Source organism: Edwardsiella ictaluri ATCC 33202 (assembly GCF_000264785.1).
Lineage (GTDB): Bacteria > Pseudomonadota > Gammaproteobacteria > Enterobacterales > Enterobacteriaceae > Edwardsiella > Edwardsiella ictaluri.
In genome coordinates, this window is sequence record NZ_AFJI01000060.1 from 1 (window position 1) to 22,372 (window position 22,372).

16 protein-coding genes, 1 tRNA gene and 2 pseudogenes are annotated in these 22,372 nt (G+C 59.8%); 11 read left to right on the forward strand and 8 right to left on the reverse strand.

Features of this window, described 5'->3' with window-relative positions; all coding sequences use genetic code 11:
- Positions 1 to 55 precede the first annotated feature (55 nt).
- Positions 56 to 1,060, reverse strand: coding sequence for a nucleoid-associated protein YejK (yejK, locus tag EIEH_RS08620; protein WP_015871886.1), 1,005 nt, complete (start codon positions 1,058 to 1,060; stop codon positions 56 to 58).
- 170 nt (positions 1,061 to 1,230) lie between these two features.
- Between yejK and EIEH_RS08625 the strand changes: the two genes are divergently transcribed.
- From EIEH_RS08625 to EIEH_RS08635, 3 genes are all read left to right on the forward strand, one after another.
- Entirely contained in the window at positions 1,231 to 1,458 is a 228-nt protein-coding gene (locus EIEH_RS08625; RefSeq protein WP_015871887.1) for a YejL family protein, read from the forward strand.
- 40 nt (positions 1,459 to 1,498) lie between these two features.
- The gene (gene yejM, locus EIEH_RS08630) at positions 1,499 to 3,247 is read left to right on the forward strand and encodes an LPS biosynthesis-modulating metalloenzyme YejM (RefSeq protein WP_015871888.1); all 1,749 of its coding nucleotides are present in this window, start codon (positions 1,499 to 1,501) and stop codon (positions 3,245 to 3,247) included.
- Positions 3,248 to 3,379: 132 nt separating this feature from the next.
- A tRNA-Pro gene (locus EIEH_RS08635) sits at positions 3,380 to 3,456 on the forward strand.
- Positions 3,457 to 3,625: 169 nt separating this feature from the next.
- On the opposite strand, the gene EIEH_RS08640 is transcribed toward EIEH_RS08635, so the two are convergent.
- The 5 genes and pseudogenes from EIEH_RS08640 to corR all read right to left on the reverse strand — a co-directional run bounded on the left by EIEH_RS08640 (position 3,626) and on the right by corR (position 7,897).
- Positions 3,626 to 4,534 carry a GGDEF domain-containing protein gene (locus EIEH_RS08640; protein ID WP_015871889.1) on the reverse strand — a complete coding sequence of 303 codons (909 nt, stop codon included), beginning with the start codon at positions 4,532 to 4,534 and terminating at the stop codon, positions 3,626 to 3,628.
- Between the two features lie 273 nt (positions 4,535 to 4,807).
- A pseudogene (locus EIEH_RS08645) lies at positions 4,808 to 5,423 on the reverse strand (phosphopyruvate hydratase family protein); the annotation flags it as partial.
- A 273-nt stretch (positions 5,424 to 5,696) separates the two neighbouring features.
- On the reverse strand, positions 5,697 to 6,116 hold the full coding sequence (locus EIEH_RS08650; protein WP_015871892.1) for a universal stress protein: 420 nt from the start codon (positions 6,114 to 6,116) through the stop codon (positions 5,697 to 5,699).
- Positions 6,117 to 6,130: 14 nt separating this feature from the next.
- Positions 6,131 to 7,021 carry a DHHA2 domain-containing protein gene (locus tag EIEH_RS08655; RefSeq protein ID WP_015871893.1) on the reverse strand — a complete coding sequence of 297 codons (891 nt, stop codon included), beginning with the start codon at positions 7,019 to 7,021 and terminating at the stop codon, positions 6,131 to 6,133.
- A 204-nt stretch (positions 7,022 to 7,225) separates the two neighbouring features.
- Entirely contained in the window at positions 7,226 to 7,897 is a 672-nt protein-coding gene (corR, locus tag EIEH_RS08660; RefSeq protein ID WP_015871894.1) for a copper stress response transcriptional regulator CorR, read from the reverse strand.
- Positions 7,898 to 8,270: 373 nt separating this feature from the next.
- Between corR and EIEH_RS08665 the strand changes: the two genes are divergently transcribed.
- On the forward strand, positions 8,271 to 8,624 hold the full coding sequence (locus tag EIEH_RS08665; RefSeq protein ID WP_015871896.1) for a helix-turn-helix domain-containing protein: 354 nt from the start codon (positions 8,271 to 8,273) through the stop codon (positions 8,622 to 8,624).
- A 79-nt stretch (positions 8,625 to 8,703) separates the two neighbouring features.
- Here the strand turns inward: EIEH_RS08665 and rhlE are convergent, their stop codons facing one another.
- Positions 8,704 to 10,026, reverse strand: a complete 1,323-nt coding sequence (rhlE, locus tag EIEH_RS08670) for an ATP-dependent RNA helicase RhlE (protein ID WP_015871897.1) — start codon at positions 10,024 to 10,026, stop codon at positions 8,704 to 8,706.
- A 246-nt stretch (positions 10,027 to 10,272) separates the two neighbouring features.
- Here rhlE and EIEH_RS08675 point away from each other — a divergent pair.
- The 7 genes and pseudogenes from EIEH_RS08675 (at position 10,273) to rcsB (ending at position 19,420) form a co-directional block, all read left to right on the forward strand.
- Positions 10,273 to 10,992, forward strand: a pseudogene (locus tag EIEH_RS08675) (CerR family C-terminal domain-containing protein).
- Entirely contained in the window at positions 10,989 to 11,978 is a 990-nt protein-coding gene (gene hlyD / locus EIEH_RS08680; protein WP_015871899.1) for a secretion protein HlyD, read from the forward strand. The pseudogene EIEH_RS08675 and the gene hlyD overlap by 4 nt, the downstream one beginning before the upstream one ends.
- Positions 11,979 to 11,989: 11 nt before the next feature.
- Positions 11,990 to 13,726 (forward strand): ATP-binding cassette domain-containing protein, encoded by a 1,737-nt coding sequence (locus EIEH_RS08685; protein WP_015871900.1) that lies wholly within the window; start codon positions 11,990 to 11,992, stop codon positions 13,724 to 13,726.
- The gene (locus EIEH_RS08690) at positions 13,719 to 14,858 is read left to right on the forward strand and encodes an ABC transporter permease (RefSeq protein WP_015871901.1); all 1,140 of its coding nucleotides are present in this window, start codon (positions 13,719 to 13,721) and stop codon (positions 14,856 to 14,858) included. Before EIEH_RS08685 ends, EIEH_RS08690 begins: the two co-directional genes overlap by 8 nt.
- Positions 14,859 to 14,871: 13 nt before the next feature.
- Positions 14,872 to 15,984: an ABC transporter permease gene (locus EIEH_RS08695; RefSeq protein ID WP_015871902.1), complete on the forward strand. Its 1,113-nt coding sequence runs from the start codon at positions 14,872 to 14,874 to the stop codon at positions 15,982 to 15,984.
- 87 nt (positions 15,985 to 16,071) lie between these two features.
- The gene (rcsD, locus tag EIEH_RS08700; RefSeq protein ID WP_015871903.1) at positions 16,072 to 18,774 is read left to right on the forward strand and encodes a phosphotransferase RcsD; all 2,703 of its coding nucleotides are present in this window, start codon (positions 16,072 to 16,074) and stop codon (positions 18,772 to 18,774) included.
- Positions 18,767 to 19,420, forward strand: a complete 654-nt coding sequence (gene rcsB / locus EIEH_RS08705) for a response regulator transcription factor RcsB (RefSeq protein ID WP_015871904.1) — start codon at positions 18,767 to 18,769, stop codon at positions 19,418 to 19,420. Before rcsD ends, rcsB begins: the two co-directional genes overlap by 8 nt.
- 31 nt (positions 19,421 to 19,451) lie before the next feature.
- Here rcsB and rcsC read toward each other — a convergent pair whose 3' ends face one another.
- Positions 19,452 to 22,322, reverse strand: coding sequence for a two-component system sensor histidine kinase RcsC (gene rcsC, locus EIEH_RS08710; RefSeq protein ID WP_015871905.1), 2,871 nt, complete (start codon positions 22,320 to 22,322; stop codon positions 19,452 to 19,454).
- Positions 22,323 to 22,372 lie beyond the last annotated feature (50 nt).

The following is a 22,372-nucleotide window of genomic DNA, read 5'->3' on the forward strand; positions in this document are numbered from 1 at the left end:
GTTNTTTTTTTATGGTTCGCGCGGGAAAAAGGCGCGTTGTACGCGCCCTTCGCCGTTAACGCGCGCCGCCGTTGCGCTGCAGCTGATCGCGCAGGTTAGGCGGCGTCCCCTTGATCGTCAGGGTATCGGTCTGCGCATCCCAAAAGATACGCTCCCCCAGCAGCAGGGCGTCAAAGTTAATCGTCAGGCCACCGCCACTGCCGGCAAACTTGGTCAGCTGACGCAGCGTACTGCGATCCGCGGGGAAGCTCTCCTCCAGCGCGTAGCCACGCTCGGCGGTGAACTGCTGAAAGTCCATATCCCCGACGCTGGGGATCTCCCGCGACAGCGCCTCCAGCGCAATATCCTCCCCCGCCTGCAGTTGTTCATTACAATAGTCATACACCTGTTTACGGCAGGCCTGACGCTCGTTTTTATCCAACTGGCCTTCACTACAGTAATCGCTCACCGCCTGCAGCAGGCCGCGATTCTGCACCTTGGTATCCAGCCCCGCCTGAGCGCCTAAAAAGTCCATAAAGAAATCGGCCACCTTGCGCCCCACCCGGCCTTTCAGATACGAGAGGTAACGCTGGGACTGTGGGTTGGTCTCCCATTCGGTCATATCGATACGCGCGACGATGTCGGCATGCATAATGTCCAGATAATGGGTGGTGCTCAGATCCAGTCGTTCGTTCACCCGCATGCTGCTGCAATTATTGAGTACTGCGACCAGCAGGTAATCCACTGCCAGATAGCGATACTGGCAGAACAGCACGATCCCACCCTCGGCAAACGGATATTTGGCCAGTTCATCGCGCAGGCGACCGGTCGCCGCACGGCTAAACGCCAGGAAGCTATCCTCTCCCTTGCGGTAGTGAGTCAGCGCCTGCGCCAGCTCGCTCTCCGGGTTAAAGGTGCCATACGCCTTGCTTTTGGCGCTGTAGACCCGGTGTAGCTCCGCCATCATCTCATCAACGGCGGCGCTCTTTTCCAGCAACGAGTCGCGCAGCACCACATCCAACTGTTGCTCATCGCGTTTAACCAATTGATGTAGCGCGATGTTCTCCAGATCCAGACTCATCGTTTGCTCCTGTTGTCCTCAGCCTGATACAGGCGCGTATTCAAGCACCGTTACCGGGCACCCGCAAGCGCCTTTGTCCACCGCCGCACCTCCCCCTGCATAAAAGAGCAGAAAACCACGCGCCTATCGGGTAATATGGTGAACTTTGTAAGTCATCGACGGTCACTTTTATGCCACAATCATCCCGTTACAGCGATCAGCGCGTTGAACAATTGCTCTCTGAACTGGTTAACGTATTAGAATCGCAGCATGCGCCCACCGATCTCTCCCTGATGGTGCTGGGCAATATGGTAACTAACCTGATTAATACCAGCGTCGCGCCGACGCAGCGCAGCATGATCGCACGCTCCTTTGCCGACGCGCTTCAGGCCTCCATTCGGGAAGATAAAGCCCACTGACCCTTCGGGTACAGAGATTCGACGGAAACAGACAGAGTTTATGGTAACGAACCGTCAGCGCTATCGTGAAAAGGTCTCCCAGATGATCAGCTGGGGGCACTGGTTCGCCCTGTTTAATATTCTGCTGGCGCTGCTGCTGGGCAGTCGTTATCTGTTTATTGCCGACTGGCCAGCGACCCTGGCCGGGCGTATCTATGCCATCGTCAGCTGGCTAGGTCACTTCAGCTTCCTGGGGTTTGCCGCCTATCTTCTTACGCTGTTTCCGTTAACCTTTATTGTAATGTCGCAGCGTCTGCTGCGCTTTCTTTCCGCGGCACTGGCCACCGCCGGACTGACCCTGCTGCTGATCGACTCCGAGGTATTCACCCGCTTCCACCTGCACCTTAACCCGCTGGTCTGGGAGCTGGTCATTAACCCCGCGCAGGGGGAGCTCTCCCGCGACTGGCAGCTGATGTTCATCTGCGTGCCGGTGCTGTTTCTGATCGAGATGTTGTTCGGTACCTGGAGCTGGCAAAAACTGCGTAGCCTCAACCGGCAAACCTTTGGCAAGCCGCTGGCACTGGTATTTATCGTCTCATTCCTGGCCTCGCACCTGATCTATATCTGGGCGGATGCCAACTTCTACCGCCCCATCACTATGCAGCGCGCCAATCTGCCGCTCTCCTACCCGATGACGGCGCGGCGCTTCCTGGAAAAACACGGACTGTTAAATGCACAGGCCTATCAGGAGCGGCTGATCCGTACCGGCAATCCTGAGGCATTAGCCATTGAGTACCCGCTGGGTGAGCTGAGCTACAGCGACAAAGGCGCCGGGCTGAACCTGCTGGTGGTGGTCGCCGACGGCCTGCGGGCCGATGCGCTGCCGCAAACCATGCCGGAGCTGGCCGCCTTCAGTGCCAAAAACCTGAACTTTACCCACCATTACAGCACCGGCAACGCCATCGACAGCGGGCTGTTCGGTCTGTTTTACGGCATCTCGCCCAGCTATCTGGACAGTATCCTGGCCGGACGTAAGCCGTCGGCGCTGATCGACGCGCTAACGCATCAACACTATCAGTTCGGCCTGTTCTCATCGGATGGCTTCAAAGCCCCACTCTATCGTCAGGCGCTGTTCAGTGATTTTACCTTGCCCGCACCGCAGAAACAGAGCGATGCCGCCACGGTGCATCAGTGGGAAAACTGGCTGGATACCCAAACATCCACCCACCCGTGGTTTGCCTACGTCAATCTGAACGGCGAGGCCGACGGCGGAGCGCTGTCAGCCAGCCGCTATCAGCGCTCGGCTCGGCAGCTGGATGGACAGATCGCCGCAATGATCGACGCCCTCCGCGCGCGTCAGGTGCTGAAAAACACGGTAGTGGTGATCACCGGCAGTCACGGCGTGGCGCTGGACGGCGAGGATCACGCCGACGCCGACTACAGCCGAGCCCGGTTGCAGGTGCCGCTGATCATCCACTGGCCGGGCACCTCGCCGCAATCCATCGCCAAGATGACCAACCATGAAGATATCATGGCCACGCTGATGCAGCGTCTGCTGCACGTCGACAGCCGGGCCGCCAACTACACCCAGGGCGAGGATCTGTTTGCCGCCGCGCGCAGTCACGACTGGCTGACGCTGGGCAACGGCAGCGATCTGGTGATCGTCACGCCGCAGCAAACCATCGTGCTCAACCGTAACGGCACCTACCGCGCCTACGATCGCGACAATCGAGAGCTGACGGGCGAGCGGCTGCAGCTACCGCTGCTGCTACAGGTATTGACCGACGTGAAGCGCTTTATTGCCAACTAGGGCGCCGCACAGGGAAATATCGCACTACCGCGCGATACCACAACAAAAGGCGGCCGATTGCCTAAAACAACGGCAAACGGTGCGATCACGGCTTGCAAATGTCAGAAAAAAAGGTAGTATACACAACCAGTTCGGCACGTAGCGCAGCCTGGTAGCGCACTGTCATGGGGTGTCAGGGGTCGGAGGTTCAAATCCTCTCGTGCCGACCAAAATTCCCTAAAAAAACCAACCTCTGCGGTTGGTTTTTTTACATCTGCGCTTCCGTAGGCGCCTGCTGCCGGATCTATCGGACTCCCTCACCCAACGCCGTCTATCCGGATACCCATAGTCCAGATGTATGATTGCGAACCGCGATCGGCGCTTAGCATCGCCACACCCTCACTGAGGCGGCGGGCTCCAGCGATAGTTGTTACGCCCGGCACCCTTAGCCTGATACAACCCGCCGTCCACCCGCGCCACAAAATGCGCCAGCGTTTCACCGGCCGCATAGATCCCCACGCCAATGCTTACGGTCAGCCCGCGCTGTTCGGTAATCCGCACCATACTGGCCTGCTGCAGCAAGCGTGCCGCGCGGGTCTCCAGCCATGCCCGATCCTCGCTCTCCAGAACCACGGCAAACTCCTCGCCGCCGATGCGGGCCGGAAAGGCCGGGGAGACGAACTCACTGTGCAACAGGCGGCCAAACTGGCACAGCACCCGATCGCCAACGGCATGTCCAAACTCATCGTTAATCTGTTTAAAGTGGTCAAGATCGATAATAAACAGCGAGAAGTGACGTGGCAGTGGCTGAGACATCAGGCTTGAGTAAAAATGGCGCCGGTTGGGTAACCCGGTCAGGTCGTCAAACAGCGCCAGATAGCGCAGTCGTCCCCGTACCCGGGCAAGATAACGCAGAGTACAGATACCGCCCCAGGCGCACATCACCATGCCGATAGCACGCAGTACATCCTCCAGATTACCGAGCCATACCGGCTGCTGCACTACCTCATCCAGCAGATCCAGCACCCCGCTCAGTATCCATAGGGTCAGACCGCTGTTCAAAACCCAGTAGGAGCGACGATCCAGCGCAGAAAACTGTACCGCCACCAGCATCAGCAAAACGGTCAGGTACTCCACCAGTTCCAGTGAAAAGGCAAAACCATTAAAGCGCCGTGCCGGATAGTGCGGTAAATACAGCAGGTGCAACATGGCCAGCAGCAGCAACAGTGGCCCAAGCGACAGCAAATACAGCGCCCGCAACCAGGTAAAGCCACGCCGCGGCAGCATCGGATCGCTGTATTGTGCCATAGAACGCTGGCGCCTATCGCCGAAAAGACCTCTCATCCCCAGCTGCCTCATGGTGGAGTAATCGTAAGATACAGTTTTAATTTATTGAAATTATTATATATATTATCTCAAAATCTATTATGCTAACTATACCAATTGACAACTTCTTTTCATCTGCGTGCAGCGGTACGACCAAGGTGGGTGGGAAGCCGTGGGAAATGGTAAAACATGGGAAAAAGGGGAATGCGCCCCAAGGCGGCGTGACTGACGCCACGCCGCTGCAGAGAAGCGCGATTAGAGATGGGCAAAGGCGCGTTTACCGGCAAACTGCGCCGCGGTCCCCAGCGCATCTTCAATGCACATCAGCTGATTGTATTTTTCGATCCGCTCACCACGGTACGATGCACCGGTTTTCAAGTGGTCAGCACGCAGTCCAACAGTCATGTCGACGATAAAGCTATCCACAGTTTCACCACTGCGGTGGAAGATAAAGGCACCCCAGCCATGGCTATGACACAACTGTACTGCGGCGATGGTCTCACTCAGGCTGCCGATCTGATTCAGCTTAATCAACGCCGCATTGGCCGCGCCTCATCAATACCGCGCTGGATATAGCGTACGTTGGTGACAAACAGATCGTCACCCACCCGCTCAATCCGCTGTCCCTGGCGGGCATTCAGGTGCCCCCCTCCCAGTCGTTTTCCGCCAGCCCATCCTTCAGCAGCACAATGGGAAACACATCCAGCAGCGCTGCATAAATAGTCAGTCATCTCCTATGCATCGAGCCGACACCCTTCGCTTGGCAGAGAGTATCACCCATCCTGATAGAACTCACTGGACGCCGGAGCCTGCAGATCACAATATCCTCGCCCGGGCAGTAGCCGATGCGCTCAATGGCCTGGACGTCCAGCGCCGCCTGCTCACACATGTCAATCCCCTCAAGGGGGGTTGCGGATCGGGACGTTAACGTGCGCGATCGCCCGCTATACGCCACAGCCGCCAAAGCGCCCCGGATCACCGTCGCGTAACGCTACTGCCTCGCGCGATCCGGTACTGACGATGTGAGAGCCCACGCACCACCCAACACCGTCACATCCACTGCTACCCTCGGGTTTCCGCGTGAGTCCAGGATCTCCCTGGCCATGATACTCTCGATTCAAAAGCTCATGCTGCACTCCTGCCCTTAAATATGTTTAACCAGAACGTCGGTCTCAAGGTCATTGATAAAATCGAACGAAGTAGAGACAAACTTAGCCAGCGCGCGGTTATGGTGACCCAGCATCAATAAGTCGACCTGCTGACGGGTAACGAACTCACGCAAATCGTCCAGCGCATCCATGGAAACGATCTGCTCGGCATCGATCGGGTAGTCCTGCTGGTGCACCAGCGACATCAGCACCTGACGGGCATCATTAAGGCTTTGCTGCTCCATACGCGTCAGATTGACATCCAGCATACCGCGCAGCGCAGCCAGATCGCCACGGATATGCCCCAACGTCAGCCGGGCATCGTTTTGCCGGGCAACCTGGCAGGCATGTGGCAGCAACAGCTCACCGTCGTGGCGGCCATGAATCAGAACCAGAACATGGTGATATATTTTCATCGGGAAACCTCATTTCACATCAGATGGGCGCCGATCCAGGGAAGGATCTCTTTCTTCCGGCTCAGCATGCCGGGCAGCGCCTGTACGGGAAGCGACGTACCGTCGCGGGCAACGCGATAAAGGTCGGTATGACGGCGACGGATATCGCTGACCGCCAGCATCACGTAGTCCAGCGCCTGCTCGCGGCAGCGCTGTCGCATGCAGGCCAGCAGTGGTGCCAGCTGATCGGAAAGTTGCGTGGGCGAGGCGACCTCCAGCTGCGCCACCTCCAGGGTGTAGGCGCCGATGACAAAGCGCTTGAGATCTTTTTCCAGCAGTCCCTCGGGGGTATAGCCATCCAGGCAGGTCTTTGCCGCCAACAGACCATCCAGAAAAGCCTCATAGTCGATGCCGCACAGTGGGCTCAGCGCGGCGACCGCCCGACGATCCGCCTCGGTCACGGTAGCCGAAATCATGCCGACGGTATCGCTCAGAATGGCGCCCAGCAGCAGCGTGGACTGGTGCCGATCTGGCACCATGGCATACTCATGGGTCATGATCTGCCACAGCAGGGTTGCCGTACTGCCTACCCGGCGGATCCAGGCATCGATCGGCTCGGCGCTGGTCAATGAACCTAACCGATGGTGGTCGATCAACCCCAGCAGACAGCACTCCGCCAGCCCCTCGGGGCCCTGTTCGGCATCGCTGAAATCGACCAGCCAAACATCCCGCCCATTCAGCGGCGCCGTCAGCAGCGCCGGCGCATCACACTCAGCCTGCCGCAAAATATAGGCCGTCTCATGGTTTATCTCTCCCAGGCGCCAGGCCGTCGCGGGCAGACCGCGCGCCGTCAGCCACTGGGCAGTTACCAGCGCACTGCAGATACTGTCACTGTCGGGGTATTTATGGCCAAAAACGTAGATCATCTCTCCTCCGTCACAATCGAGCAGCCACGGGGAGTTCAGCACAAGCGAAGAAAAAAAAGCAACGCTGATGCCGCCGTTCCCGTGGAACGGTTGTCATCAGGCATAACCATTCGTAATCAGATTACGGCGGTTGGAATAGGGGTGACAGACTATCACACGGGATTAGCTAACCAGTTTTTCCGGACGATGACAAGGGAGGGAGTATTACAAAGCGTGTCCGCTGGCGGACTCCGGCAGCCGGCAGGCGTTGCACAGTGCAGGCCATATCTCCATGGTAGCGGCCACAACCGCCTGCAGATCGGCGCAGTCAGCCCCTTCGCGTGCGCGCACCGACATTCCCTGGATCACGCAGCACAGGTAGCGTGCCAAGCCCTGTGCGTCACTGTGCGTCGGCAGCTCCCCCTGCGCCTGGCGCAGCTGGAGAAAACGGGCCAGCATCGCCTCCTGCACCGACTGACGGCTCTTCAGCACCTGGCTGACCTGATCCGAACAGCGGGTCTGCACCATAGAAGCACAGATGATAAAGCAGCCGCTGGGCGTATCGCCGCTGGTAAAACAGTTCGCCGTCACACTCAGGTAGTTGTGAATCGTATCAGCCAGCGGCAGCGTCACGTTAAACAGCAGACGATCGTACTTGTCCTCGTTACAGGCCGTGTAATACTCCACCACGGCACGGAACAACCCCTCTTTGTTCTCAAACTCGGCATACAGCGTCGGCGCCTTGGCACCGGTAGCCTCCACCAGATCCACAAGAGAGGTGGCCTCATAGCCCTGACGCCAAAACAGCTCCAGCGCCTTACGCAGCGCCACTTCCCTGTCAAACACCTTTGGACGGCCACGTCCGGCGCGCTTACAGGATGTGTGTTCAATTGCCATTCCCTTTCCTACACCTCACTGACTGGATCTCACGCTAAAGGTAGCCCTCAGCCCCTGAATATGCAAACCACGGCGCACCGGGAGTGAAACCGTGCTAAGGAAAATTGACGCCCCTGAGAGCATCAATATCTTTTTTAACAAACATAGGGTTAACAATTTTATTAATAAACGTTAATAAAAAACATTGACGCCGCTTTGGCGACGGAATTACCATTAAATTAACGATCGTTAAAATAATAGATAAACGACGCCGCCGTATGCTATGCGTCAACGCGATCGTAACCGTGATGACACGTCAACGCATTCATGTTCCCAGGCGACTCCCACGCGCGCCGTGTCACCGACCATCGCACAAAAAAGTAAGGTGATTGCCATGTACAATACCGATTTTATCAGCGCACTACGCACCTGGATCGACAGCAACGTTGCCGCCATCTCATCCCTTGACGACGTGGCGGCGCGCGCCGGTTACTCCAAATGGCACCTGCAGCGCATGTTTAAAGCACACACCGGAGTTCGGTTGGGGGAGTATATCCGCAATAAAAAGCTGGATGAGTCAGCCCGTCGGCTAAAAGTCTGCCAGGGATCGATTCTCGACATTGCCCTGTCGATGGGCTTTGACTCCCAACGCTCCTTCACCCGCTCTTTCAAGCGGCGCTTTGACGTGACACCGGGCGTATGGAAGAAAGAGATGACAGCGGGGAACCCCTTGGATCGCGCCGCCTGAGCGGCGGCGCCGATCGGCCCGTCGCAGACACAGTCTCTCTACTGTCTCCGCGACGGGTTATCCTGAGTCGCCGTATGGCTCAGCGCCCCTCGGTACGCCCCTTACCCTGCTCAGCCGGACGGCGCGGGCGGCGGTTTTGCCCCTGACGCGGCGCGGTGCTGCGCTGTCCCTCTGCGCGGCGCCCCTGCCCCGAACGTTCCGTACGACCGCTGTTCTGGCGTCCACCCTGGCGGCCATTCTGAATTGGCTCGGCCTTAATACTCGGATCCGGCTCATAGCCCGCAATGGCCATGCGCGGAATCGGACGCTTCAGCAGACGTTCAATATCGCGCAGCAGCTTATGCTCATCCACGCAGACCAGCGACAGCGCCTCACCGGTTGCCTGGGCCCGCCCGGTGCGGCCGATACGGTGCACGTAGTCCTCCGGCACGTTGGGCAGCTCATAGTTCACCACATAGGGCAGCTGATCGATATCCAGGCCGCGCGCGGCGATATCCGTCGCCACCAGCACCCGAATATCACCGCTCTTAAAGTCCGCCAGCGCGCGGGTACGCGCCCCCTGGCTTTTGTTGCCGTGGATCGCCGCCGCGCTGATGCCGTCTTTATTCAGCTGCTCCGCCAGGTGGTTGGCACCGTACTTGGTTCGGGTGAAAACCAGCACCTGACGCCAATCCCGGGTGCCGATCAGAAAAGAGAGCAGCTCACGCTTACGCTTCTTATCCACCAGATGCACGTGTTGGGTCACCAGCTCTGACGCGGTATTGCGGCGCGCCACTTCCACCTCGGCCGGGTTATGCAGCAGTGAGGCTGCCAGCGCCTTGATCTCATCGGAGAAGGTGGCGGAAAACAGCAGGTTTTGCCGTTTGGCCGGCAGACGGGCCAGCACGCGGCGGATATCGTGGATAAAGCCCATATCCAGCATCCGGTCGGCTTCATCCAGCACCAGGATCTCGACCTGAGACAGATCCACCGCATTCTGATGGGCCAGATCCAGCAGGCGCCCCGGCGTCGCCACCAGCACATCCACGCCGCCACGCAGCTTCATCATCTGCGGGTTAATGCTCACGCCACCGAACACCACCAGTGACCGCAACGGCAGATGGCGGCTGTACTCGCGTACGTTTTCACCGATCTGCGCCGCCAGCTCGCGGGTTGGCGTCAGGATCAGCGCCCGTACCGGGCGACGTCCTTTACCACTTTTCGGGTTCTGGTGCAGCAGCTGCAGCAACGGCAGGGTAAAGCCGGCTGTCTTACCGGTGCCGGTCTGGGCGCTGGCCATCAGATCGCGACGCTGCAGCACCACGGGAATGGCCTGCTGTTGGATCGGGGTGGGCTCACGATAGCCCTGCTCTTCCACAGCGCGTAACAGTTCGGCACACAGGCCAAGGGAATCAAAAGACATGAAAAACTCCAGACCTGCCCGCTCCCTGTGCTACAGGGATGCAGTTTCCGGACAGGCGTATCAGACGAGGCAAAGCAAGAATTACCACGAGGACAGGCACAAACTGCAGGTACATAATTAGCGTACAGTGTAACAGCATGTACCCGCGCTGTCTGCCCCCCATTACGCTCCCGTCACCCGCTTTACAGCGGCGAAAAAAACGCCTAAAGTTAATCAATCATATGATTGACTTTTAACGAGGTCGCGATGACAACGCCCTGCATCAATTCGGTGATGGCCAGCACAACGCCCCGCGGCAAACAGGCGCGTCAGTCCCTGATCGATGCCGGGCTGACCCTGTTTGCGCAACGGGGACTGGAGGGGGCCACCACCCGCGATATCGCGCTGGCCTCTGGGCAGAACATCGCTGCCATCACCTACTACTTTCACTCCAAGCAGGGGCTCTATCTGGCCGTCGCCCAGTGGATTGCCGATACCCTCAACGCCAGCTTCCACCCCCTGCGCACGGAGTGCGAACGCTTTCTGAGTCGGTCAGACGCAACGCCGCAGGCCTATCTGGCGCTGATCCAGCGCGCCATCGCTCACCTGTGTCATCTGATGACCCAGCCGCAGACCCTGCACCTGAGCCAGATTATCTCACGGGAGCAGATGCTGCCCAGCGCCGCCTCGCCCATTCTGCACGATCAGTTTATTTAGCCGCTGCACACCCTGATGACCCGTCTGGTGGCCGGCTATGCCGGGCTAGACGCGACGCAGCCGGCGGCGGCGCTGCACACCCATGCGCTGATCGGCCAGGTTCTGGCATTTCGCATGGCGCGTGAAACCATACTGAACCGCACCGGCTGGCCCCAGATAGGTCCGGCCCAGGCGCAGGCGATCCATGAGGTCGTGCAGATGCATACCGAGCTGCTGATGAACGGGCTGCGTCAACGCGGCGTCGTCGGGAACGTGAGGAAACCATCATGAATAAAAGGCGTATCACAGGCGTGGTCATCGGTGTCGTACTGATTGCCCTGGCCTGCGCGGGATATGACTACTACCGCAGCCAGCAGGATCAGCCGCTGACGCTATATGGCAACGTCGACATCCGCACCGTTGATCTCGGGTTCCGTGTCAGCGGCCGTCTGGCCTCCCTCAGCGTCGATGAGGGAGCCGCAGTTAAGCCGGGGATGTTGCTGGGCCGGCTGGATGACGCCCCCTATGTCAATGCCCTGAATGAAGCGCGCGCCAACACCGCCGCCGCACAGGCCAACCTCGCGCTGCTGCAGGCCGGCTACCGCAGCGAAGAGATAGCCCAGGCCCAGGCGGCTGTCGCCCAGGCTGACGCCAACTATCGCTATGCCCAGAGCTTCCTCGATCGTCAGCAGGGGCTGTGGGCCAGCCGCGCCGTATCGGCCAACGAACTGGACAATGCACGCACCAACCGCAACCAGGCGAGTGCCCAGCTACAGCAGGCGCGCGACAAGCTGGCCCAGTACCAGGCCGGTAACCGCCCGCAGCAGATAGAACAGGCCCAGGCCCAGCTGCAGCAGGCCCAAGCCGCCCAGGCTCAGGCAGAGCTGAACCTACACGACACCGCGCTGCTCGCTCCTTCCGCCGGTACGGTAATGACCCGCGCCGTCGAGCCGGGCACCATGCTGGCCGCCGGGAATACGGTATTCAGCGTCGCCCTGACACGTCCGGTCTGGGTGCGCGCCTATGTCGACGAGACCCACCTGAACCAGGCCATTCCCGGCACCCCAATCGACCTGTACATCGACGGCCGCCGCCAGCCCTACCATGGCACCATCGGATTCGTCTCCCCGACCGCCGAGTTTACACCCAAAACCGTTGAAACCCCGGAGCTGCGCACCGCGCTGGTCTATCGCCTGCGCGTGATCGTCAACGATGCCGACGATGCACTGCGCCAGGGAATGCCGATCACCCTGCGCTTTGCCCCGGCGCAGCGCTAGCGGAGTCGACCATGGAGAGCCGCTATATTGCGCTGGAAGGGCTGGAAAAACGCTTTGACGGGCTGGATCGCCCGGCAGTGGCCAACCTGACGATCCGCATTGCCAGCGGCGCCGTGATGGGTCTGGTCGGGCCGGATGGCGCCGGAAAAACCACGCTGATGCGCATCCTGGCCGGGCTGCTGAAGCCCAGTGCCGGGCGCGTCAGCGTCGTCGGGCTCGATCCCCTCCGTCAGGATCGCCAGCTGCACGCCATTCTGGGCTATATGCCGCAAAAGTTTGGCCTGTATGAAGATTTAACGGTGATGGAAAATCTGAACCTGTACGCCTCCCTGCGCGGCGTCGTCGGCGCTGAGCGTCAGCGTACCTTTGAGCGGATGCTGGCGTTTACCTCGCTGGCCCCCTTCACGGATCGCCTGGCCGGCAAGCTCTCCGGCGGCATGAAGCAGAAGCTGGGACTGGCCTGTACCCTGATAGGATCGCCGCAGGTGCTGCTGCTGGACGAACCGGGCGTCGGGGTCGATCCCATCTCGCGCCGAGAGCTGTGGCAGATGGTACACAGCCTGGCCGACGACGGGATGCTGATCCTGTGGAGCACCTCCTATCTGGACGAAGCCGAACAGTGCCGGGAAGTGCTGCTGCTCAACGAAGGACGCCTGCTGTACAGTGGCGCACCACAGCAGCTGACCCAGCGCATGGCCGGGCGTACGCTCCTGCTGCGCGCGCCCGGTGTCTCCCACCGCCGTCTGCTGCAACGGGCCATCACCCTGCCGATGGTCAGCGACGGCGTGATCCAGGGAAAGTATCTACGCCTGATCCTGCTGGAGGGCTGCGACCACCGGCAGATCCCCGCGGCGCTCGGCCTCGCTCAGGCCGAGCTGCAGGAGGCCGAGCCGCGCTTTGAGGATGCCTTTATCGATCTGCTGGGCGGCGGGCCGCACCAGACCTCGGCGCTGGCCGACATCATGCCGCAGGTCAACGCCGATCCCGCGCAGACGGTGATCGAGGCGCAGGCGCTGACCAAGAAGTTCGGCAGCTTCGCTGCCACCGACCACGTCGACTTTCAGGTCAGGCGCAGTGAGATCTTCGGACTGCTCGGCCCCAACGGTGCAGGTAAATCTACCACCTTCAAGATGATGTGCGGCCTGCTGGTACCCACCAGCGGCCACGCGCTGGTGCTCGATATGGATCTGAAGACGGGCTCCGGACGGGCGCGCCAGCACCTGGGCTATATGGCCCAAAAATTTTCACTGTACGGCAATCTGACCGTCGCGCAGAACCTGACCTTCTTCTCCGGGGTCTACGGCCTGCGCGGCAGGCGCCAGCGCGCCAAAATCGCCGACATGACCCGGGCGTTCAACTTCACGCCGATCCTGAGCCAGACGCCGGATGCGCTGCCGCTGGGTTTCAGACAGCGCCTGGCACTCGCCTGCGCCCTGATGCATGAGCCGGATATCCTGTTTCTGGATGAGCCGACCTCCGGCGTCGATCCGCTGACCCGGCGCGAATTTTGGCTGCATATCAACGGTATGGTGGATAAAGGGGTAACCGTGATGGTCACCACCCATTTTATGGACGAGGCGGAGTACTGCGACCGCATCGCGCTGGTCTACCACGGGCAGATCATCGCCAGCGGATCGCCGGACGACCTCAAGGCGCGCATCGCCTGCGACGAGAACCCCAACCCGACCATGGAGCAGGCCTTCATCGGGCTGGTGCAGGCCTACGACCGGGAGCATGCCCATGGCTGACAGCGCCACCTACGTCTCCTGGCGCCGTCTGCGCGCCCTGTGCCGAAAAGAGAGCACCCAGATCGTGCGCGACCCCAGCAGCCTGCTGATCGCGGTGGTGATCCCGCTGCTGCTGCTGTTTATCTTTGGCTACGGCATCAATTTGGACTCCAGCCGCCTACGCATCGGCATTCTGCTGGAACAGCAGACCCCACAGGCGCGCGACCTGGCCGATACCTTTACCGGCTCACCCTATATCGACGCCACCGTCAGCGACGATCGGCGGCAGCTGACCGCCATGCTACAGGCCGGGCAAATCCGCGGCATGGTGGTTATCCCGGTCGACTTCGCCACGCGCCTGCTGCGCACTCAGGATGTCGCACCGATCCAGGTGATCACCGACGGCAGCGAGCCCAACACCGCCAACTTTGTCCGCGGCTACACCGAAGGGGTCTGGCAGATCTGGCTGCAACAGCACGCCCTGACAAGCGGTCAGCCTTACCTGCCGCCCATCGACATACAGATGCGCTACTGGTTTAACCCCGCCGCCATCAGCCAGCACTTTATCATTCCCGGCGCGATCACCATTATCATGACCGTGATCGGCGCTATCCTGACCTCGCTGGTGATCGCCCGCGAATGGGAGCGCGGTACCATGGAGGCCCTGCTCTCCACCCAGGTCACCCGCACCGAGCTTCTGCTCTCCAAGCTGCTGCCCTATTATGTGCTGGGCATGCTGGCGATGGGGCTGTGCATGGTGGTGGCAGTCTTCATCATGGGCGTGCCGTTTCGTGGCTCGCTGCCGATCCTGTTCGCCATGACCAGCCTGTTTATGGCCAGCACCCTGGGGATGGGACTGCTGATCTCCACCGTCACGCGCAACCAGTTCAACGCGGCGATGATCGCCCTTAATGCGGCCTTCCTGCCGGCGGTGATGCTCTCCGGCTTTGTGTTTGAAATCGACAGCATGCCGGCCATCGTGCGCGCGGTGACCTACGTCATTCCGGCACGCTACTTCGTCAGTACCCTGCAGTCCCTGTTTTTGGCGGGTAATATCACCAGCGTACTGATGGTTAACCTGACCTTTATGCTGGCATCAGCGCTGATTTTCATCGGCCTGACGGCCCTGAAAACCCGGCGGCGGCTGGACTGAGGAGGAGAAGAGCATGCTGCACCGTCTGCTGACCCTGATCGTCAAAGAGCTGCAGTCCCTGTTGCGCGACCCGCAGACCCGGACCATTCTGGTGGTTCCGGTACTGATGCAGGTGCTGCTGTTTCCCTTTGCCGCCACCCTCAACGTCACCAACGCCACCATCGCGGTATACAGCGAAGACAGCGGCCCACTCTCCGTCGAGCTGACCCAGCGGCTGGCCAAGGCCAGCGCCTTCTCCCAGGTGATCCTGCTGCACAGCCCGCAGGCGATTGCGCCGACCATCAATGACCAACGCGCGCTGCTGCTGGTACGCTTTCCTGCCAACTTCAGCCGCGATCTGCTGAGCGGACAACCGACCACGCTGCAGCTGATCCTCGATGGCCGCAGCTCCAACAGCGCCCAGATCGCCGCCAACTACGTACAGCAGATCGTCAGCGACTACCAGCAGGCACTGATGCGCACGCGCAGCCAGCCCCCCTTGGTCAACAGCGCGCTGATCGTCCGCAACTGGTATAACCCCAACCTGGACTACAAATGGTTCGTCGTACCCTCACTGATCGCCCTGATCGCCACCATCGGCGTGATGATCGTCACCTCGCTGTCGGTGGCGCGCGAGCGGGAGCAGGGAACCCTGGAGCAGCTGCTGGTCTCGCCGCTGAACACCGGACAAATCTTCATCGGCAAAGCGGTGCCGGCAATGATCGTCGCCACCTTCCAGGCAACCCTGGTGCTGCTGATCGGGATCTTTGGCTATCACATCCCCTTTGCCGGCTCCCTGTGGCTGTTTTACTTTACCCTGTTGGTATATGGCCTGTCGCTGGTCGGCTTTGGGCTGTTTATCTCCTCGCTCTGTTCAACCCAGCAGCAGGCGTTTATCGGCGTCTTCGTCTTCATGATGCCGGCCATCCTGCTGTCGGGCTACGTCTCCCCGGTGGAGAATATGCCACTCTGGCTGCAGCACGTGACCTGGATTAACCCGATCCGTCACTTTACCGACATCACCAAGCAGCTGTACCTAAAAAACGTCGGCTTTAGCGTGATCTGGCACAGCCTGTGGCCGCTGCTGGTGATCACCGTCACCACCGGTGGCGCCGCCTATGCCATGTTCCGGCGTAAGATAGCCTGAGGACGGCGCGGGGCAGATGTCAGCATCCGCCCCCCTTGCTATACTGCGCACAGCGTTTTTCTTGACTGACAGGATCGCCCGCACGCTATGGAGCCGACTTCACACACTATGTCCCTTTCCGGCATTACCCGCAGCTACCTGCTGTTCCTGTTGCTGCTGTTGCTGGGCAACCTGCTGTATGGCTATAACTATGTGAACGCCTATATCGGCGCCAAACAAAATATGCTGGCCTCGGTGGCCAGACAGATACAGCAGCGGGTGGAGACCTACCGCTTCATTACCTACCAGATTTATGAAAACATTCCGGCAGAAAGCACCACCGACGCAGTGCAGACGCCGCGTGAACTGCGTCTGCGCCCGGACATCTATCTGCTGGACAAGGTCCGCCATAAGACCGATGCGCTGATCTTCGGCCAGCACGATAACGCCACCTCCGCTCTGGCGCAAAGCCTGTCGCGCTATCTTGACGTCCTGTGGAGCGCCAGCACCGACGCCTACTCGCTCTACTACCTCAACGGCCAGGACAACAGTCTGATCCTGATTTCGACCATGCCGATGAAGGATCTCTCGGCGCGCTATAAAGATGGTTACCTGGGTAATCTGGTGGAGACCCGCAAGGCCGAAATGCTGCAGCAGTCCAACGCCCTCGACCTGCGCGAAGGCTTCTCCGGACTGCGCAAGTTCCGTTTTCTCAACGCCTACTACTTTACCCTGCGCACCACCTTCAATAATCCGGGCCATCTGGCCACCGTCATCGCCTTCGACCTGCCGGTGGGCGATATGCTGCCGGACAATCTGCCGGCGACGCGCTTCCAACTGCAGGAGGATCAGGACAGCACCAGCGAATGGGGCGGCCACGACGAGCTGCCGCGCGCCTTTACCCAGCTGGGCTGGCCGTGGGTCACCGTCAATGCGCCCATCTACAACACGCCGCTGAAAATCCAATTTCATATCCCGACCATGACTCTCACGCTGGATCTGGCGCGCAATAACTTCTGGGTGCTGCTGATCAATCTGGCGCTGCTGATCCTCTCCGCTATCGGCTTCTACATCATCCGCCATCAGTATGTCCGCCCGGGCAAACGCATGGCGGCCCAGCTGAATGCCCAGCAGGAGATGAACCAGGAGATCATCACCCACCTGCCAATGGGGCTGCTGATTTACCGCTTTGACAGCGACACCCTGGTCGCCAGCAACAAGCTGGCCGACCATCTGTTGCCCCACCTAAGCCTGAACAAAATCGCCGCCATGGCCGATCGCCACCAGGGGAAGGTGCAGGTCAGCGTCAATAACGCCATGTACGAAGTGCAGATGGTGCGCAGCCAGCAGACACCCTACTCTGCGCTGTTCCTGATCCGCAATCTGGATAGCGAAATGCTGATGAGCCAAAAGCTCAAGCTGACACAGGCGGAGTATGAGAAGAACCTGACAGCGCGCAAGACCATGACGGACAACCTGGGCCGGGAGCTGCGCGATCCGCTGGCGCGGATAATGCAGATCTGCGAGAGCCTGCGCCGCGACCGCGACGCCGGCGGTCAGTCGCCGTTGGACGATCTGTGGCTGGAGAGCCAGCACGCCCAGCGCCTGATCGATGAGATCACCCTGCTGACCGCCGTCGAAAGCCAGGACTGGGCGCCGCCGCAGGGAACCTTCCGCCTGCATGAGCGCATCGATGCCCTGCTGCTGCGCAGCCTGCCGGCCATGCGGCGCAAGGGGCTGATGCTGCTGGGACGGGTTGAAACCGATCCCGCCCAGCAGTTCAACGGCGATATCGCCACCCTTGAACGGGTGCTGGAGATGCTGTTGCACTACGCCATCATCACCACCGCCTATGGCAAGATCGGCCTCACCATCGCTCCCGATGCTCAGCGCCCCGGCCTGCTGCAGATCACCCTCAGCGACACCGGCGCAGGCGTCTCCAGCGCCGAGCGCCACAACCTGCGCTATCCGGCGCTGGCGCCAGCCCAGCGCGATCGCTTCGCGCGTGGCTCCAGCCTGACCTACTATCTGTGCGCCCAGCTGTGTCGGCGCCTGGGAGGCGAGCTGACCATCGACAGCAGGCATGATATTGGTACCCACTACCGTTTTAGCTGCCAGATGCAGGCGCTGCCCCTGGCCGATCAGGACGATGAAAAACTGCTGGACGGCATCACCATCCGTCTGCGGATTACCTCAGAGGAGATCCGCTCCCGGGTTGCCCAGCGCCTGGAGGGGTTTGGCGCCACCCTGCTGACCGCCGACGCAGAGAACGACGGCGCAGAAAACCACAGCGATCTGACGCTGACCGACGATCCGGCACAGGCCCAGACCGATACCCTGCTGCTGGCGGCGGATATCGACGGCTTTGAGGAGTACGCACCGCAGCGGATCCGGGCCAATTTTAACCTGACCGATGCGCTGATCGATGCCATCCTGCTGCTGATCGAACGGCAAATGGCGGTGACAGAACCGCCAGCGCAGTGCGAATATGCTGAAAATACGCCTCTCAAGATTGATAACAATCCTTTTAAATCAAAGGATTATTATTCTCTATTTTTGGACACAGTACCCGCAGATGTACAGAAACTGTATACTGAGTCGGATCAACAGGATTGGCCATCGCTGGCCCTCACCGCACATCGTCTCAAGGGGGTCTTTGCCATGCTGGCGTTTCCCGCCGGTAAAGGGCTGTGCGAACAGTTGGAAGAGGCCATTAAACGCAACGATGCGGAACACGTTAACGTCCTGATCAGTCACATTGACGCTTTTGTCAGCCAACTGCTGCAACTAGGTAACCAACAATATGAATAACCTGAATGTAATCATTGCTGATGACCATCCCATTGTCCTGTTCGGCATCCGAAAGTCGCTAGAACAGATCGAGTGGGTTAACGTGGTCGGAGAGTTTGAGGATTCCACAGCGCTGATCAATAGCCTGCCCAAACTGGACGTCAACGTACTGATCACCGATCTCTCCATGCCCGGTGACAAGTACGGCGACGGCATTACGCTGATCAAATACATTAAGCGCCACTTTCCCGAGCTGTCTATCATCGTACTGACCATGAATAACAACCCGGCGATCCTCAGCGCCGTGCTGGAGCTGGATATCGAGGGGATCGTGCTGAAACAGGGGGCGCCCACCGACCTGCCTAAGGCGCTGGCCGCCCTGCAGAAAGGTAAAAAGTTCACCCCGGAGAGCGTCTCCAGGCTGCTGGAGAAGATCAATGCCAGCGGCTACGGCGATAAGCGCCTCTCGCCGAAAGAGAGCGAGGTTTTGCGCCTGTTCGCCGAGGGATTTCTGGTCACCGAGATCGCCAAAAAGCTCAACCGCAGCATCAAAACCATCAGCAGCCAGAAGAAGTCAGCAATGCTGAAGCTGGGGGTCGACAACGATATCGCCCTGCTCAACTACCTGTCATCGGTCAATATCATGCCGCATGATGATAAGGCATAATCACAGGCCCCGCCCCCGTCGGTGAGTTTTTTTATGCCTCTTTCTCCCGGCGCCGGCGGATCTGCTGCGCATAGCCGCTGAGGGAGGCCAGCAAATCCTCCCGCATCACCGGCTTGGACAGGCAGCTGTCCATCCCCACCTCAATGCAACGCTGGCGCTCCTCGGCCAGGGCGTTGGCCGTCACCCCCACGATCGGCAGGGTGCGCCCCTGCTGACGCAGTCGTTCGGTCAGCTGGTAGCCATCCATATTGGGCATATTCACGTCCGTCAGCACGATATCCGCCGCTTGCTGCTGCAGCGCTCCCAGTGCATCCACCCCATCACAGGCCACCGCGACCTGGCTAAAGCCCAGTGAGATCAGCTGATCGGCCAGAAGACGTCGGTTGATCGGATGATCGTCCACGATCAGGAGCGCAATATCGCTGAAGTCCTGCTGGCGATCCGTCGGCGCCGCGATGGCGCTTTCCAGGCTGCACTCCGCGACGCTCTCCGGCGCAAAAATGCGGTTCAGTACCTGCAGCAGTTCCAGCGGTGCAGCGGTATTCAACAGCCATTCCCCCGAGGCGCGGCGGCAGGCGTGGCCGAGGTAGTCGGCGCACAGCCGCACCCGGGCGGCGAACGCCAGCCCCGTCTGCGGTGGATGATCGCAGATCAGCACATCCTGCGCCGTCGACGGCACTATCGGCGGGCAGAGACACACCCGCGCACCGGCGGCGCTCAACAGCGTCTGCAGATAACGCTCCAGACGGGCGTTATGGATATCCAGCCACAGGGTACGCTGCTGCAATATCGGCTGCAGCGGCTGTGCTGCCCTGGCCTGATACATCGGCAGACGGATGGTAAAGATGCTACCCAGCCCCGGAGATGACTCCACTGCGATATCGCCATCCATCAGGCTGACCAGCTTCTCGCAGATGGCCAGCCCCAGCCCGGTGCCGTGAAAATGGCGCTGAACGCCGCTGCCCACCTGAAAGAAGGGATCGAACAGGCGCAGCACGTCGCGCGGCGGGATCCCGAGCCCCGTATCACGCACCCGGAACTCCAGATAGAAGTCATTCACCCGTGCCTGCAGAATAATACAGCCGGTATCGGTAAATTTAATCGCGTTGCTCAACAGATTCGAGAGCACCTGCTGAATGCGCATGATATCGCCGGAGAGGGCCTCCGGGACCTCCGGCTCAATAAAACAGTACAGCGTCAGGCGCTTGCGTACCACCAGCGGAAGATAGTTGCCGATGATATGCGGGATCACCTCGCGCGGGACAAAGCGACCTGGCTCGATCTTCAGCTGCTCTGACTCTATTTTGGAGAAGTCGAGGATATCGTTGATGATCTTCAGCAGCAGCCCAGAGGAGTTGCTCATTGCCCCCAGCAGACGCTGCACCTCCTCCGGCAGTGTCTTGGTGCGCAGCAGATCCAGATTACCGATAATGCCGTACAGTGGGGTGCGCAGCTCATGGCTGACGGTCGCCAGAAACATCGACTTGGACTGGCTGGCCTGCTCGGCGGCAGCAGCCATCTCCTGCAGCGACTCCTCCATCTTCACCCTGGCGCTGACGTCGACCATGGCGCAAATCGCCACATCCTCATTGCGATAGCGCGAACGGACAAAGCTTATCTGCAAATTCTGGTTCTGCACGGTGATCACATCCAGTACGCTGATCGGCTCTTCGCAGATAATCCGGGTGATACGCTGACGATCCTCCGGCGTAAACTGACTGATATAGTTGTGGGCCAGTTCGTTGCTGAGGATGTTGCTGCCGTCGCGTGCCCGCAGGATCGAAATGCCCACCGGCGCCGACGCCACGATCTTGCGGTTAAACTGCTCATGCTCCTCCAGCCGCAACGCGTTATTCTCCGCCGGCAGGAACATCTTGCGCTCAAACAGCCAAGTCAGGACGAACAGGACGATCCCGCTGATCAGATTCAGCACGATGGCGTTGATCAGCAGCAGATTAAAGCGTTCCAGCAGTACCCGCGACGGCAACGAGTAGACGATGGACAGGTCGCTCGGCTGCAGCTTTTTCTTCAGCAGCAGCGTATCGTAGCCACTGTTATAGCCGAAGTAGTTCTCATCGTCCGGCAGACCGCTCAATATTGGCAGCGGCCCGCCGTTTTCGGCATAGCTCAGCAGCGTATCGCCGCTGTCGCTGAGCAGCGTGACCCCGATCGGCAACATCGACGGATTGGTCAACTCCTCCAGACGCAGCGTCTGCTCGGTGCCCAGCACCGCCTCCAGCTGGTTTCCACTGTATATCGGCGAGGCAATGTACAGCGAGCCGGCGTCACCCTGCGCGCCCGGGATCACCCAGAACAGCGATGGGTCCTTATCGTTGCTGCCCTGAAAACGCATCATCCGCTGCTGCAGCAGGCGCAGGGTGTTGCCGCCGTCCAGGGGCACGTTACGAATGCTAAAATCGGCCAGGCATTGGCTGCTGCCGCCGATAACGAAGATCCGGTTGAGATCGTAGGCGGCGACAAAGTTCTCCTTCCAGTAACGGATAAACCCGCTGAGCGCCTGCAGAGAGGTGCGGTAGCCCGCGCTGATGCGCCGGCAGTCGGACTCGGGAAAGATCGGCAGCAGCGGCGGCAGCTCGCCGCTGATGTCCAGCGCCCTGCCGCTGTAGGGCGGAATGCTGCCCTCGCTGCCCGACCAGGCCAGCCGATTCTCAGCGATATAGCGAATATCACGCATGGTGGCGTTAGCGTGACGGATGATCGACTGGGCCTGATCGAAGTTCAGGTTAAAATCCTGACGGATATCGGACTCTTTCTCATGAAACTTATTCAGAATGTAGAAGGTGGTCAGCAGGGCGCCCAAGATCCACAGCATCAGCGCCAGCGTACGGAACAGATAGCGGGAAACCTTGAGCGTGGTACGAAAGGAGACGAAGTATTTCAACGTGGCGCCCGTGACCGTAGTAACAGAGAGAATGGCGTTAAGGTAGCGAC